This window comes from Pantoea sp. GABEPS69 (genome assembly GCF_045780835.1).
In the GTDB taxonomy this organism is placed as follows: domain Bacteria; phylum Pseudomonadota; class Gammaproteobacteria; order Enterobacterales; family Enterobacteriaceae; genus Pantoea; species Pantoea septica.
The window spans coordinates 629,141-643,863 of record NZ_CP118618.1 but is presented as its reverse complement, the minus strand read 5'-3'; the positions used below and the strand labels follow the sequence as shown (position 1 = coordinate 643,863).

Here is a 14,723-nt window from a genome sequence, read left to right as displayed (position 1 = left end):
TTTGTATCCAACAGCGCCACTGCTGTAAATCACTTTCAACGCGCCGGGAGGCGATATGAACAATTCGCATCAGGCCAGTCACGTCACGCTGGTGATCACCCACAGCGTTCAGGCGGAGAAACAGCAGGCTTACGAGCAGTGGCTGGAACAGATCATGCCGCAGGCGGCGCAGTTTCCCGGCCATCTGGGGGTGAACGTGCTGCGTCCGGTGCATGGCGAAAGCGTCTACACCGTGCTGATCCGCTTCGACAGTCTCGATAACTTGTTCAACTGGACCCAGTCCGAGGCGCGCAAGACGCTGATCGCCGAACTGCCGCAGCTGCTCTCCGGGCCGGAGCATATCGACGTGCGCCCCGGCGCCGCGTTCTGGTTTACGCCCGCCAGCAAGGCGACGCCGCGTCCGGCGAAGTGGAAACAGTATCTGCTGACGCTAGGCGTGATTTTCCCCTCGACCCTGCTGATCCCGCCGCTCTGGGCCGCGCTGCTGCCCGCCAGCCGCGGCACGCTGTGGGGACATTTTTTAGGCGATGCGACCGTGGTCGCGCTGGTGGTCTGGCTGTGGATGCCGCTGCTGACGCGCTGGTTGAAAAACTGGCTGCTGCCACGAGGATAGCGCCGGAGTCTGGCGGATCAGCCCAGCCCGACGCCGTTTTTCCCGTTGCGCTTGATGCGATACATCGCCTCGTCGGCACGGCTCACCGCCGCGCTGAATCCCTCCTGCGGCTGCGCCTGCACGATGCCGATCGAGGCACCGATAGTCGCCGTGCCGTTCTCCAGCTCAAACGGGATCAGCGCCGCCTGCAGACAGGCACGGCTTACCTGCTCCACCCGCGGATCGTCCTGACCGTACGGCATTAGCAGCACAAACTCGTCGCCGCCCAGCCGCCCTGCCAGCACCGAGTCGGGGCACGCCTCGCACAGGCGCTGGCTGAGCTGGATCAGCAGGCGGTCGCCGCTGCGATGGCCGAAGGTGTCATTTACATGCTTGAAATCGTCGAGATCGATAAAGGCGACGCAGAGCGCGTTCTCTCTGCGCATCTGGCTGAAGGCGTTGCGTAAGGCGTGACGATTGGCGAGCTGCGTCAGGGGATCGTGATTCGCCAGCATCGCCAGCTGCGATTCATACTGCTTCTCTTTGGTCATGTCGATATGGGTGCCGGTGACCTTCAGCGGTCTGCCCTGCTCATCCCATTCGCTGATGCGGCCGCGATCCAGCACCCAGGTCACGCCGCCGTTTTTGGCGATCATCCGGTGCAGCGCCTCATAATAAGGCGCCTTGCCTTCGATATGGTCGTAAAAGGCTTTCAGCACCTCGGCGGCATCGTCGGGATGCAGGCTCTCTTGCCACTCGGAGAACAGCGCCCTGCTCTCTTTCGGCTGATAGCCCAGCATCGCGCCCCAGCGCCGGTTAAAGATCACCAGCTTGCCCGAGGGAATATCCAGCTGCCACAGGCAAAGGCCGGTGCCGTCCAGCGCCGCGTCGAGTTTGCTGCGGGCGTCGTGCGCTATACGCTTGAGTCGCGCATTATGCTTTTTCAAAATCTGTATCTGCTGGCGCAGCGCTTCGTCAGACATGGCACGCGGACGTTGAGAAATAAGATGTATTTTGCCTGTGCGGATTTTTCTGTAAAGAGAGGCGCTGGAAACATGATCAGCCGCGCTTTATCGGCTTAAGCGCAAGATTTTATCCGGTTTAAATCAGCCTTTCCGCATAGTCAGCGGCAGCGCGCGCAAAATCGGCCACTTGCCGGGCAATCGTTCGTCTGCGTGGTCAGCGGCTATAGTCAGAGTAACCTTTATTCTGGAGAAGATAATCATGCGACTTTGCGCCACCTGCGGCACCGCCTACGCTGAGGTTTCGCCACAGCGCTGCAAAATCTGCGAAGACGAACGGCAGTGGGTGCCCGCCGCCGGACAGCAGTGGACCGATTTTGCCGCGCTCACCCGCAGCCATCAGAACAAATGGCAGCAGCTTGAGCCAGGCCTGCTCAGCATTAAAACCGTGCCAAACTTCGCCATTGGCCAGCGCGCGCTGCTGCTGCGCAGCGGCGGCGGCAATATTCTCTGGGACTGCATCGCCAATCTCGATCCTGCTACCGTCCAGCTGATCCATGCGATCGGCGGACTTTCGGCTATCGCTATCTCGCATCCGCACTACTACACCACCATGCAGGCGTGGGCGGAGGAATTTCACGCGCCGATCTATCTGCACGCCGACGATCGTCAATGGGTGATGCGCGACAGCGACGCCATTCATTTCTGGCAGGGCGAGACGCTGCCGCTCAACAGCGAGGTCGATATCGTGCGCCTCGGCGGTCATTTCGCCGGCGGCAGCGTGCTGCACTGGAAAGCCAACGGCGGCGTGATGCTGGCGGGCGATATCATTCAGGTCGCGCCGGGCAAAGATGCGGTCTCCTTTATGTGGAGCTATCCCAATATGCTGCCGCTCTCCGCCGCGACGGTGAGCGAGATGCTGCGCCGCTGCGACGCGCTGGCGTTTTCGCGGCTTTACGGCGCGTTCGAAGGGCAGGATGTCGCGCAGCAGGCGAAAGAGATCGTGATGCAATCCGGGGCGCGTTATCTACGCTGCCTGACGTAATCTGGCCCTGTCGGAAAAATAAATCGCCGCCGCCATTACGCAAAAGTAAAACGATCGGTTTACTTTTAAAAGATGAACAAACGCGACGATATTTTGCAGGCGGCCGAAAGGCTGTTCTACAACAACGGCTTTCATGCCACCAGCACCGACCAGATTTGCCGGGCAGCGGGCGTCTCGACGCGCACGCTCTATCACCACTTCCCCTCGCGCGAGGCGCTGACCATCAGCGTGATGGCGGCGCGCCGGGCGCGCTTTTTCGGCGATCTGCTGCCTGCGCAGCATCCGCAGGCGCTGCGGCGGCTGTTTGAGACGCTAGGGGAATGGACAGAGCAGTATGGCGCGCAGGGCTGCTTTTTTATCAAGGCCTGGGGCGAGTATGCGGAGAAAGACGCGATGCTGGCGGCGCACGCGCTCGACTATCGCTATGCGCTGCGCCGCTATATCGGCGACTGCGTGGCGGATGAGCGCCTGGCGAACGCGGTGTGGATGCTGTTTGAGGGCGCGGTGATCTCGGCGCTGATGCTTGGCGCGGACGCGGCGAAGCATGCGGGCGACGCCGCTGCGCGGCTGATGCTGCCGCGCGAGGAGCAGCCATGAGATCCGCTCTTGGGCTGGGCGTGACCGGCTTTTCGCTGATTGCCGTCACCTACGGCATGGCGCGTTTCGCATGGGGCCTGATGATGCCGGCAGTGATGAAAGAGATCCCGTTCAGCGTCCATCTCGCCGGCATCGTTACCGCCTGCAGCTATATCTCCTACTGCCTTTCTACCGCCGCCGCGCCCTGGCTGGTGGCGCGCTTCGGCGCCAGAGCCTCGGCCTGCCTCGCCGCGCTCTGCGCCGCAGGCGGACTGCTGCTGCTCGCCTGCGCCGTTTCGCCGCTAATGCTCGCCGCCGGGCTGTTTATCGCCGGACTGAGCGCGGGCGTCGCCTCGCCCGCCATCGCCAGCGCGGTGGGCGAGGCGCTGCCGCCTGCGCAGCAGGATTCCGCCAATACCGCCATCAACGCCGGCACCAGCGCGGGCATTATGCTTTCCGTACCGGTGCTGCTGCTGTTGCCCGGCGGCTGGCGCGCCGCCTGCGTCGCCTTTGCGCTGCTGGCGCTGCTCTGTTTGCTGCCGGCGCGGCGCTATCTGCCTGCGGATCGGCGCGCCGGGCAGAAAGAACGCGCGGGCTGGCGCGATCTGATGCGGCAGCGATCGCTGCTTCGGCTGGCGATCGTCGCTTTTATCAGCGGATCCGCCAGCGCGGCCTGGTGGAGCTTCGGCCCTGATATTCTGCGTAATCATCTGCATCTCGACGCGCGCACCAGCAGCCTGCTGTGGCTGATCGGCGGCGGTGCCGGCATTGCGGGCGCGCTGACCGGCGCGGCGCGGCGCGCCCTCAACCTGGGGCAGATCTATCGGCTGTCGCTGCTCTGCATGGCGCTGCCGCTGCTGCTGCTGGCGAGTCTGCAGGGCTTTTCATGGTGGCTGTTTCCCGCCGTGGCGCTGGGCGGCGCGGGCTACGTGACGCTTTCCGGCGTGCTGCTGGTGTATGGCGCGGCCGCCACGCCCGCTGCGCCCGCGTCAGGCGTCGGCGTAGCGTTCTTTATGCTGGCGGCCGGTCAGGTCGCGGGCTCAGCGCTGTTCGGCGCGGTTTATGCTGGCCTGAGCGCAGGCACGGCGCTGCTGGGGTTTGCCGTGCTGGCGCTGGCGATGACGGCGGTGCTGCCGGGCGCGCGTAAGCGTTAAGTGGGTTAACGGGTTCCGCACAAAAGCAAAAACCCAGCCATAAGGCTGGGTTCTTTAATTTGTGGTGCCCGAACCCGGACAAAAATGCCGGGAGCATTTTTGCTTTGTCGCGCCTGCGCGGCAAACCCGCAGGGCGAGCCGCAGGACGCGGCGAGGTCATCGAACCGGTTCGATGACGGGTTCCGCACAAAAGCAAAAACCCAGCCATAGGCTGGGTTTTTTAATTTGTGGTGCCCGAACCCGGAATCGAACCAGGGACACGGGGATTTTCAATCCCCTGCTCTACCGACTGAGCTATTCGGGCAACGGGGCGCATTAAACCTTAATGGCCTCACAGCGTCAAACGCTTTTCGCTAAATTGCCCGCTGACTGCTGCGTTTTATAGCAACCGATAGACCGTCTGGTAAAAAAAAGCGCAGTCGCGCCGCACCGCGCTTACTTTTTCGCCGCCCTGGCCGATAACGATAGCGACACTACATACCCATAATAAGGTGCACCATGTTCTCCACTATTTCATCAGGTCTGCTGTCACGCCTTGCGTGGCAAAAACAAACGCGCCCTTCGGCGACGCTCAACTCGCTCAACAACGCTATCGCGATGATCGAGTTTACGCCTGAGGGCATTATCCTTAATGCTAACCCGCTGTTTCTTGAACGTATGGGCTATGCGCTGAGCGAAATCGTCGGTCAGCATCACAGCCTGTTTTGCACCGCCGAGTTTGCGCAGTCGGCGCACTATCGCGACTTCTGGCTGCGCCTGAAGCGCGGCGAAAGCTTTAGCGACAAATTTCTGCGCCTTTCGAAAAACAGCTGCCCGGTCTGGCTGGAGGCCAACTATGTGCCGGTGAAGGATCGCAATGGCCGCGTGGTGAAAATCGTCAAGCTGGCGACCGACATCACCGCGCGTATCGTCGACGCCCAGGAGCAGCGCGCCATGACCACCGCCATTGATCGGTCGATGGCGGTTATCGCCTTTAACCTCAAAGGCGAAGTGCTGACGGCGAATGCCAACTTCCTTAAAACCATGGGCTACCGCGCCGACGAAGTGATCGGCGTGCCGCACAGCCGCTTCTGCTCCGAAGCGCTGCGTCAGAGCGCCGAATACAAAGCGTTCTGGGAAAAGCTCAACCGCGGCGAATTTATCTCCGGTCAGTTTCAGCGGGTAAATAAACAGGGGCGCACCATCTGGCTGCGCGCCACCTATAACCCGGTCTTTGATGGTGAAGGCAAGCTCTATAAAGTGGTGAAGTTCGCCACCGACGTGACGGCGCAGGTAGAGAAAAATCAGCAGGAGCGCGACGCGGCGCAACAGGCATACCAGACGGCTTTACAGACCCGCGAGAGCACCCGCCACGGCGCCAGCGTAATTGAAGAGAGCGTGCAAACCATTAATGCGCTGGCGGGCGAGCTGCACGGCATCTCTGACGATATCGCCGATCTCAGCGACTCCTCCGACCGCATCGGCGCCATTGTCGCCAGCATCCGCCGCATCGCCGATCAGACCAACCTGATCGCGCTTAACGCCGCGGTCGAGGCGGCGCGCGCCGGCACGCACGGCCGGAGCTTCGCCGTGGTGGCCAATGAGGTGCGCACGCTGGCGGCCAATATCAATCAGGCCACCAGCGAGATTGAAAATCGGGTGCGGCAGAATCATCTGCTGGCGTCCAAAGCGCTGAAAGGCATCGCCTCCAATATGCAGCGCGCCGATCACGGCGTGGTGCTGGCTCAGCAGGCGGGCGGCGTGATCGGCGAGCTGCGCGACAGTTCGTCGGAGGTGGTGCGCGCCATCAGCCACGTTACCCAGACCTTGAGCCAGGAGTAGCCCGCAAGGCCGGCCCTGCGCCGGCTTTTTCGCAGCAACTGCGCTGCTATAGCCGCTTTTTACGGCTGCTGCGTCATCTCGACCGGCGGCGCCGTCGTCGGCGGCAGGAAGATGTGGTCGAGGATCTGGCGCATCACCGGCGCGGCGGTCACGCCTTCATTGCCGCCGTTCTCCAGTATCAGCGCCACCGCCACCTTCGGATTGTTAAACGGCGCGAACGCGGTATAAAAGATATGGTCGCGCAGGCGCACCGGGATAATCTTCGCGTTATAGGTCTGGTTCTGCTTCAGGCTAAACACCTGCGAGGTGCCGCTCTTCGCCGCAATGCCGTAAGGCGCGGTGTGAAAATATTTATAGCCGGTGCCGTTCGGCGCGTTGGCCATACCGAACATGGCGCGACGCACCAGCGCCCAGTAAGGCGAACGGGCGTCGCCGATCTGCGGCTGCGGCAGCGTCGGCTGATAGGGCTCCACGGTTTTGCCGCGCTCGGCTTTCGCCAGCAGATGCGGCGCAATCACTTTCCCGTTGTTGATCAGCGCCACCATCGCCTTCACCATCTGAATCGGCGTGGCGATCCAGTAGCCCTGCCCGATGCCCACCGAGACCGTATCGCCCTGATACCATCCTTTTTTGTGCACTTTGAGCTTCCATTCGCGGCTCGGCAGCAGGCCGCTGTACTCTTCGTTAAGATCGATGCCGGTGGATTTGCCGTAGCCGAACTGACTGAGCATGCTGTGGATACGGTCGATGCCCATCATAAATGCCACCTGATAGAAGAAGGTGTCGGCGGACTCCTCAATCGCTTTGGTAACGTCCAGCATGCCGTGGCCGCTTTTTTTCCAGTCGCGATAGCGGCGATCGGTGCCCGGCAGCGTCCAGGTCGGCGCGCCGTAGAAACTGGTCTGCGGCGTGATGACGCCGGTCAGCAGCGCCGACATCGCCATATAGGGCTTCACCGTCGACGCGGGCGGATAGAGTCCCTGGGTGACGCGGTTAATCAGCGGCAGATTCTTGTCCTGCAGCAGGGTCTTATAGGCCTGATAGCTGATGCCCTTGACGAAGGGATTAGGATCGTAGCTCGGGCTGGAGACCATCGCCAGCACCGAGCCGTCGTGCGGATCCTCCACCAGCACCGCCGCGCGCTGCCCGGCCAGCAGGCTCTCTACGTACTGCTGCAGATGCAGATCGATGGTCAGCGTAATATTTTTACCCGCTACCGGCGGCACCTCTTTCAGTACGCGCACGATGCGGCCGTGGTTATCCACCTCGACTTCCTGATAGCCTGGCTTGCCGTGCAGCAGCGACTCGTAATAGCCCTCGATGCCCTGCTTGCCGATATTGTGGTCGGCGGCGTAGTTCTCGGCGATGCCCGCGGCGTTGAGACGCTTGTAGTCGTTATCGTTGATTTTCGAGACGTAGCCGACGACGTGCGCCAGGTCGGCGCCGTAGGGATATTCGCGATCCTGATAGGTCTCGACGCTGACGCCGGTAAAGCGATACTGGTTCACCGAGAAGCGCGCCACCTCTTCGTCGGTCAGCTCCTCTTTCAGCACCACCGGCTTGTAGCGGCTGCTCTGCTTCAGCGTGCGGGTAAAGGCGTCGATCTCGTCCGGGGTCAGATCGACGATCGGCGTCAGCGCCTTCAGCGTCGCCTGCATATCGTCGATTTTGTACGGCGTCAGCGTGATGTCGTACCAGGTAACGTTATGCACCAGCGGGATGCCGTTGCGATCGAAGATCAGCCCGCGCGTCGGCGCGATGGGGATCATTTTGATGTCGTTCTGGTTCGATCGCGTCTGGTAGTAGCCGTGATCGCGCACCTGCAAACGATAGAGATTGACGCCGAGAATAGTGAAACAGATAACGACCAGCGCAAAGGCGACCAGCGCGCGGCGCGCGAAGAGCTTTTCTTCAGCTTCGAAATTACGGAAATTCATTAGGCGGCATTGGCGGACAGGTTATTTTTTGTTGTCGCGCTAATGATAGGGAGCTAAGAGGTCAGCGCCAGCAGGAAGATGCACAGGAGTCGGGAAAAGTGTGTCATTTGGTGAGAATGTTACGAAAATCGCCTGGAATTCCCCGCCTCACGCAGCAAAGCACGAGACGGGGAACAGGCAAGCGCAGGCTTAGTCGCCCAGCAGCACCGACTCCAGCGCGATCTTAATCATATCGTTGAAGGTGGTCTGGCGCTCGGCAGAGGTCGTCTGCTCATGGGTGCGGATATGGTCGGACACGGTGCAGATAGTCAGCGCTTTCGCGCCAAACTCCGCCGCCACGCCGTAGATGCCCGCTGCTTCCATCTCCACGCCGAGGATGCCGTACTTCTCCATCACGTCGAACATCTGCGGATCCGGGGTGTAGAAAAGATCGGCAGAGAAGATGTTGCCGACGCGCGCGTCCACGCCCAGCGCTTTCGCCGCGTCAACCGCGTTGCGCACCATATCGAAGTCGGCAATCGCTGCGAAATCGTGATCCTTGAAGCGCATGCGGTTGACTTTAGAGTCGGTGCAGGCGCCCATGCCGATAACGATATCGCGCAGCTTGACGTCGGCGCGCACCGCGCCGCAGGAGCCGACGCGGATGATCTTTTTCACGCCAAAGTCGGTGATCAGCTCTTTGGTGTAGATCGAGCAGGACGGAATGCCCATACCGTGGCCCATCACGGAAATTTTGCGGCCTTTGTAGGTGCCGGTGTAGCCCAGCATGCCGCGCACGTTGTTTACTTCAACCGGGTTTTCCAGAAAGGTTTCCGCAATGTGCTTCGCGCGCAGCGGATCGCCCGGCATCAGTACCACGTCGGCGAAATCGCCCATTTCTGCATTAATGTGAGGAGTTGCCATTGTTGTTTGTCCTTTTTAAATTCAGCGGCTCTGTTTACAGCATGCTCTTGCCGTAGTCCATATCGGACAGGCCAAAATAGTGCGCAATCGTCTGACCGATGTCGGCGAAGGTTTCGCGATAGCCCAGCGAGCCGGGTTTCACTTTCGGGCCGTAGATCAGAATCGGAATATGCTCGCGCGTATGCTCGGTGCCCTGCCAGGTCGGATCGCAGCCGTGATCGGCGGTGAGGATCAGGATGTCATCCTCTTTCACCAGCGCCATCAGCTCCGGCAGACGGCGGTCGAACAGCTCCAGCCCGCCTGCGTAGCCGGCGACGTCGCGACGATGTCCCCAGGTCGAGTCGAAATCGACGAAGTTGGTAAAGACAATCGACTGGTCGGGCGCCTTCTTCATCTGCTCGATGGTGGCGTCGAACAGCGCGTCCAGGCCGGTGGCTTTCACCTTCTGCGTGATGCCCTGCTGGGCGTAGATATCGGCGATTTTCCCCACCGAAATCACTTCGCCGCCCTTTTCGTCCACCAGCTTTTTCAGCATGGTCGGCGAAGGCGGTTCCACCGCCAGATCGTGACGGTTGCCGGTACGCTCGAAATGACCCGCTTTGTCGCCGACAAACGGACGCGCGATGACGCGGCCGATGTTGTAGCCGCCTTCGGTCAACTCTTCACGGGCGATTTCGCACAGCTCATAGAGGCGATCGAGGCCAAAGGTCTCTTCGTGACAGGCGATCTGAAACACCGAGTCCGCCGAGGTGTAGAAAATCGGCTTGCCGGTTTTCATATGCTCTTCGCCCAGCTGGTCGAGGATCACCGTGCCGGAGGAGTGGCAGTTGCCGAGATAGCCCGGCAGCTTCGCGCGCTCGACCAGCTTGTCGAGCAATTCCTGCGGGAAGCTGTTCTCTTTGTCGCTGAAGTAGCCCCAGTCGAACAGCACCGGCACGCCGGCGATTTCCCAGTGGCCGGACGGCGTGTCTTTGCCGGATGAGATTTCGCTGGCGTAGGCGTAAGCGCCGGTAATTTCCGCATTGGGATCGAGGCCCAGCGGGAAGCGGCCGGTAGAGAGCTCGGCGGCTTTCCCCAGCCCCAGCGCGGTCAGGTTCGGCAGATGCAGCGGGCCTTTGCGCCCCTGATCCGCTTTGCCGTTAAAGCACGCTTCGGCGATGTGGCCGAGCGTATCCGATCCTGCGTCGCCAAATTTGTCGGCGTCTTTGCTTGAGCCGATTCCAAAGGAATCGAGCACCATAATAAAAGCACGTTTCATGCAAGTCTCCTGCGCCTGCGCGCGTGACAAGTCAAAAAAAAGCGATCAGATCAGTATACCCGAATGAGTGCGCAGCGGCAGCATAAAGCCGCATTTTTGCGGCTTTTTTGCGAGTGCGTCGCGGACGACAGCGGCCGTCCGCAAAAGTAACTCTCTGCCCGGTCGGCCGCTGTCAGGCGCTTTATGCTTCGCAGTCGCCGGCGCGCACGCGACGGTAGACCGCAGGCAGCGCCTCGGGCGCGCTGTCGCTCAGCGTGACCGCGGCACGCACCGCAGCGGCCGCCTGCTGCCAGCTCGCCTCGCTGCTGGCGTGCACGATCGCCAGCGGACGTTGCCCATCGGCGCGTTCGCCCAGCGCGATCGTCTCGCTCAGTCCGACGCTGTAGTCGATAGCGTCGCTGGCGCGCTGGCGTCCGCCGCCCATCGCCACTACCGCCATCCCCAGCGCGCGCGTGTCCATGCTGCTGACGATGCCGGGACGATCGGCGTAGACCGCTTTGCTGAGCGTCGGCTGCGGCAGATAAGCCTCGTGGCGTTCGACAAAATCGGCGGGGCCGCCCTGCGCGGCGACCATACGCGCGAATACCTCGGCCGCCTGGCCGTTATCCAGCACCTGCTGCAGCTTGCCGCGCGCCTCTTCTTCGCTGGCCGCCAGCTTGCCGGAGATGAGCATCTCGCTGCACAGCGCCAGCGTCACCTCCAGCAGGCGCGGGTTGCGCTCCGCGCCGGTCAGGAAGCGCACCGCTTCGCGCACTTCCAGCGCGTTGCCCGCGCTGGAGGCGAGCACCTGGTTCATATCGGTAAGCAGCGCGGTGGTGGTGCAGCCCGCGCCGTTGGCTACGCCGACGATCGCCTGCGCCAGCTCGAGCGACGCCTCGAAGGTCGGCATAAAGGCGCCGGAGCCGACTTTGACGTCCATCACCAGCGCGTCCAGCCCTTCCGCCAGCTTTTTCGCCAGAATCGAGGCGGTGATCAGCGGAATAGAATCCACCGTGGCGGTGATATCGCGCGTAGCGTAAAAGCGCTTATCCGCCGGCGCCAGCGAGCTGGTCTGGCCGATAATCGCCACCCCGACCTGTTTGATAATCTGGCGGAAACGATCGTCGTCCGGGAAAATATCGAAGCCCGGGATCGCCTCCAGCTTGTCCAGCGTGCCGCCGGTATGGCCGAGGCCGCGTCCGGAGATCATCGGCACATAGCCGCCGCAGGCGGCCACCATCGGTCCCAGCATCAGCGAGGTGACGTCGCCGACGCCGCCGGTAGAGTGCTTATCGACCACCGGCCCGTTGAGATTCAGCGCCTGCCAGTTCAGCACGGTGCCGGAGTCGCGCATCGCCATGGTGAGCGCCACGCGCTCCGGCAGCGACATATCGTGAAAAAAGATGGTCATCGCCAGCGCGGCGATCTGACCTTCGGAAACGCTGTTATCGCGCACGCCGTTGATGAAGAAGCGAATTTCCTCTTCGCTCAGCGTCTGGCCATCGCGTTTTTTACGGATAATTTCTTGCGGCAGAAACACAATCGCCCCCATGATCAGGGTTGAGATGAGAATGGCGGCCAGCGGCCGCCGTCACGCAATCAGTAGCCGGTTTTGCTGGTGGCGGTCTGATGACCCAGCGCGTTCAGCAGGCTGGCTAACAGGCTGGACGCGCCGAAGCGAAAGTGGCGCGCGTCGGCCCAGCCTTCGCCAAGGATATCGTCCGCCAGCTTGAGGTAGATGGCCGCATCATCCGCCGTGCGCACGCCGCCCGCCGGCTTAAAGCCCACCTTCTCTTTCACGCCTTTGTCGCGGATAACGCTCATCATGATCTGCGCCACTTCCGGCGTGGCGTTGACCGGCACCTTGCCGGTAGAGGTCTTGATAAAGTCCGCGCCTGCGTCGATGGCGATCTCAGAAGCCTGACGGATCAGCGCCTCTTCTTTCAGTTCGCCGCTTTCAATGATGACCTTCAGCAGCACGTTAGCCTGCGCGCACGCCTCTTTGCAGGCTTTCACCAGATCGAAACCGATCTGGCCGTTGCCGGCGATCAGCGCGCGGTAAGGGAACACCACGTCGACTTCATCCGCGCCGTAGGCGATGGCGGCGCGGGTTTCCGCCAGCGCGATGTCGATATCGTCGTTGCCGTGCGGGAAGTTAGTGACGGTGGCGATGCGGATATCGGGTGTGCCCTGCTCGCGCAGCGCTTTACGTGCGACCGGAATAAAGCGCGGATAAATACAGATGGCGGCGGTGTTGCCCGCTGGCGATTTCGCCTGACGGCAAAGCGCGATTACCTTCTCATCGGTATCGTCTTCATTCAGAGTAGTCAGGTCCATCAGTTGCAGCGCGCGCTGCGCGGCGGCGGTAATGTCAGTCATGGTGTTCTCCAGATAACAAACAGACGCGGAAGCGCCGGTGTAATGTGATAATTCTAACAACATGAGGCGGCAGATAATGTGTATTTCATCACACCACCGTCAGGAACTGTTGGCAATAGCGTTATTATAACGCAGAGAAGCGTAATGTTACTATTATCACATCAGGAGATGTTTAGTCAGGCAGGTTGAACAGCGTGCGCGTATTGCGCCACAGCGCCTCGGCAATAACCTGCGGCGGCTCCGGGCGTAGTTCGCACAGGGTTTGCCACACCAGACGCGCCCGCTCCGGTCGGTTCGGCTCGCCCTGAAAGCCGTGCAGCGGCATATCGGGCGCGTCGGTCTCCAGCAGCAGCGCGTCGAGCGGCAGCTGCGCCAGCGTATTACGAGTTTTGCTGGCGCGTTCATAGGTCAGAGTGCCGCCGACGCCGATCGCGTAGCCGAGTTTGATAAACGCCTGCGCCTGCTGCAGGCTGCCGGCAAAGCCGTGCACCACGCCGCGGCGCGGCAGATCGTGACGGCGCAGGTGCAGCGCCAGCTTGTCGTGGGTGCGGCGCGAATGCAGGATCACCGGCAAATCATACTGCTTCGCCAGCCGCAGCTGCGCGTCGAGCAAAAACTCCTGGCGCGCAAACTGCGGATTCTCCATATAGAGGTCGAGGCCGATCTCTCCTATCGCCGTTAGCTTCGCCGGTTGCTGCCGCAGCCAGTTTTCCAGCTGCTCAAGATGGGCATCCTCGTGGCGCTCAATGGCGATGGGATGCAGGCCGAGCGCGGCGTAGAGAGCGGCATGCTGCTCCGCCAGCGAAATGATGCGCGCAAAGCGGCTGGCCTCCACCGCCGGCACGATAATGCGCTCCACGCCCGCTTCGGCGGCGCGCGCGAGGCTGGCAGGCTCATCGCCGACAAAGGGCGGGAAATCGAAATGGCAGTGGGTATCGGTAAATCTCATGCCAGCGAACCTTCATCGTAGTCTGCATCATTGCCCGCCACCGGCGGCGTCATAATCGGCCGGTTGTCGGGCGCGTTGGCGACCGGCGCGGGCGGCGTAACGGTGGTATAGCGCACAAACGGCTCGGCGTCGCTGAGCCACTGCCCCAGCGTGGCGAGGAAGTAGCGGCCGCAGCGCCGTCCCAGATGATAATCCTGATTTAACGCGGCGACGCGGCTGCCCAGCGCCATACTCGCCAGCACATGCGGCGGATAGATTTCGATGATACGCAGGTCGTCGGGCGGCTGCTCGATAAACTGCTGAATCTCGCGGTAGCTCGCTTCATGGTGATGCAGGATATTGATCATCGGCTGCAGCGCGCTGGCGTTGAGCCAGCGCTCCATGCGCTTCATCCATTTTGGCGTATAGAACATCTGCGACGGCACGGTGCGGATCACCACGATGGTGTCAGCGCCGCGTCGCGCTGCTTCGCGCACGGGAATGGCATCGCTGATGCCGCCGTCGAGATAGCTGATGCCTTCCAGATCGACGCCAAGACGGTAAAAGCCGGGGATGGCGCTCGACGCCTTAATCAGATCGTGCCAGTTGGCGCTGGTCGGCGCAAAGTAGCCGGGCGAGTAGTCGTCGCTGCGACAGGCGCACATATAAAACTCGCGCCCGCCGTCGAACAGCAGCTTCGCGCTGTCCAGCGCCAGCGGCAGTTCGCGCTGGGTTACGTCTATCAGCCAGTCGAGATCGATCAAGTTGCCGCCGCGCACGAAACGCAGCGGATCGAAAAAGAGTTTGCTGGTGGTGTAACGGGTAATGACGCGCCGCGCGTAGCCCTGCTGTCCGCAGACAAAGGCGGAGAGATTCTGCGCGCCGGCCGAGGTGCCGATAAAGAGATCGAAGGGATTGAATTTGGCCCGCTGAAACTCATCCAGCACGCCTGCGGTGAAAATGCCGCGCTGGCCGCCGCCTTCGCACACCAGGGCGATTTTTCGCGCTTTGAACGGGGAAAGGGCTAAGGGCTCAATCGCGCCCAGCGTTACAGGGATCCGGATACCCACTTCTGTTCCTCAGAAAGGGTTCTGAGGTTTGCCGTTGCGTTTATCCGCTTTAGGTCGACAGCATCCCGGAGAACCAGCCATGTTTTACTCCTGACCTGCCGCCGAAAAAACTGGCGGCA

The 14,723-nt window shown here is 61.5% G+C and carries 13 protein-coding genes and 1 tRNA gene; 5 read left to right on the top strand and 9 right to left on the bottom strand.

The window, feature by feature from the left end:
• Positions 1-55: 55 nt before the first annotated feature.
• The gene (locus tag PVE98_RS03135; protein ID WP_096073786.1) at positions 56-613 is read left to right on the top strand and encodes an antibiotic biosynthesis monooxygenase; all 558 of its coding nucleotides are present in this window, start codon (positions 56-58) and stop codon (positions 611-613) included.
• A gap of 17 nt (positions 614-630) precedes the next feature.
• Here the strand turns inward: PVE98_RS03135 and PVE98_RS03130 are convergent, their stop codons facing one another.
• The gene (locus PVE98_RS03130; RefSeq protein WP_096073787.1) at positions 631-1,575 is read right to left on the bottom strand and encodes a sensor domain-containing diguanylate cyclase; all 945 of its coding nucleotides are present in this window, start codon (positions 1,573-1,575) and stop codon (positions 631-633) included.
• A 238-nt stretch (positions 1,576-1,813) separates the two neighbouring features.
• Between PVE98_RS03130 and PVE98_RS03125 the strand changes: the two genes are divergently transcribed.
• From PVE98_RS03125 to PVE98_RS03115, 3 genes are all read left to right on the top strand, one after another.
• Positions 1,814-2,599, top strand: a complete 786-nt coding sequence (locus tag PVE98_RS03125; protein WP_096073941.1) for an MBL fold metallo-hydrolase — start codon at positions 1,814-1,816, stop codon at positions 2,597-2,599.
• Between the two features lie 72 nt (positions 2,600-2,671).
• Positions 2,672-3,196, top strand: coding sequence for a TetR/AcrR family transcriptional regulator (locus PVE98_RS03120; protein WP_096073788.1), 525 nt, complete (start codon positions 2,672-2,674; stop codon positions 3,194-3,196).
• Positions 3,193-4,329 carry an MFS transporter gene (locus PVE98_RS03115; protein ID WP_096073789.1) on the top strand — a complete coding sequence of 379 codons (1,137 nt, stop codon included), beginning with the start codon at positions 3,193-3,195 and terminating at the stop codon, positions 4,327-4,329. Before PVE98_RS03120 ends, PVE98_RS03115 begins: the two co-directional genes overlap by 4 nt.
• 228 nt (positions 4,330-4,557) lie before the next feature.
• Here PVE98_RS03115 and PVE98_RS03110 read toward each other — a convergent pair.
• Positions 4,558-4,633 (bottom strand) — tRNA-Phe (locus tag PVE98_RS03110).
• 194 nt (positions 4,634-4,827) lie between these two features.
• On the opposite strand from PVE98_RS03110, the gene PVE98_RS03105 reads away from it, so the two are divergent.
• Entirely contained in the window at positions 4,828-6,150 is a 1,323-nt protein-coding gene (locus PVE98_RS03105) for a PAS domain-containing methyl-accepting chemotaxis protein (RefSeq protein WP_313619044.1), read from the top strand.
• 59 nt (positions 6,151-6,209) lie between these two features.
• Here the strand turns inward: PVE98_RS03105 and mrdA are convergent, their stop codons facing one another.
• The 7 genes from mrdA to PVE98_RS03070 all read right to left on the bottom strand — a co-directional run bounded on the left by mrdA (position 6,210) and on the right by PVE98_RS03070 (position 14,604).
• Positions 6,210-8,087: a penicillin-binding protein 2 gene (mrdA, locus tag PVE98_RS03100; RefSeq protein WP_096073791.1), complete on the bottom strand. Its 1,878-nt coding sequence runs from the start codon at positions 8,085-8,087 to the stop codon at positions 6,210-6,212.
• Positions 8,088-8,276: 189 nt separating this feature from the next.
• Positions 8,277-8,990: a purine-nucleoside phosphorylase gene (gene deoD, locus PVE98_RS03095; protein ID WP_033752378.1), complete on the bottom strand. Its 714-nt coding sequence runs from the start codon at positions 8,988-8,990 to the stop codon at positions 8,277-8,279.
• A gap of 34 nt (positions 8,991-9,024) precedes the next feature.
• Entirely contained in the window at positions 9,025-10,248 is a 1,224-nt protein-coding gene (gene deoB, locus PVE98_RS03090; protein ID WP_033752381.1) for a phosphopentomutase, read from the bottom strand.
• A 181-nt stretch (positions 10,249-10,429) separates the two neighbouring features.
• Complete coding sequence (deoA, locus tag PVE98_RS03085) at positions 10,430-11,767, bottom strand: thymidine phosphorylase (RefSeq protein ID WP_096073942.1); 1,338 nt, start codon at positions 11,765-11,767, stop codon at positions 10,430-10,432.
• Between the two features lie 59 nt (positions 11,768-11,826).
• Positions 11,827-12,606, bottom strand: coding sequence for a deoxyribose-phosphate aldolase (deoC, locus tag PVE98_RS03080; RefSeq protein WP_096073792.1), 780 nt, complete (start codon positions 12,604-12,606; stop codon positions 11,827-11,829).
• A gap of 172 nt (positions 12,607-12,778) precedes the next feature.
• Entirely contained in the window at positions 12,779-13,555 is a 777-nt protein-coding gene (locus PVE98_RS03075; RefSeq protein WP_096073793.1) for a TatD family hydrolase, read from the bottom strand.
• Complete coding sequence (locus PVE98_RS03070) at positions 13,552-14,604, bottom strand: patatin family protein (RefSeq protein ID WP_096073794.1); 1,053 nt, start codon at positions 14,602-14,604, stop codon at positions 13,552-13,554. Before PVE98_RS03070 ends, PVE98_RS03075 begins: the two co-directional genes overlap by 4 nt.
• Positions 14,605-14,723: the final 119 nt, after the last annotated feature.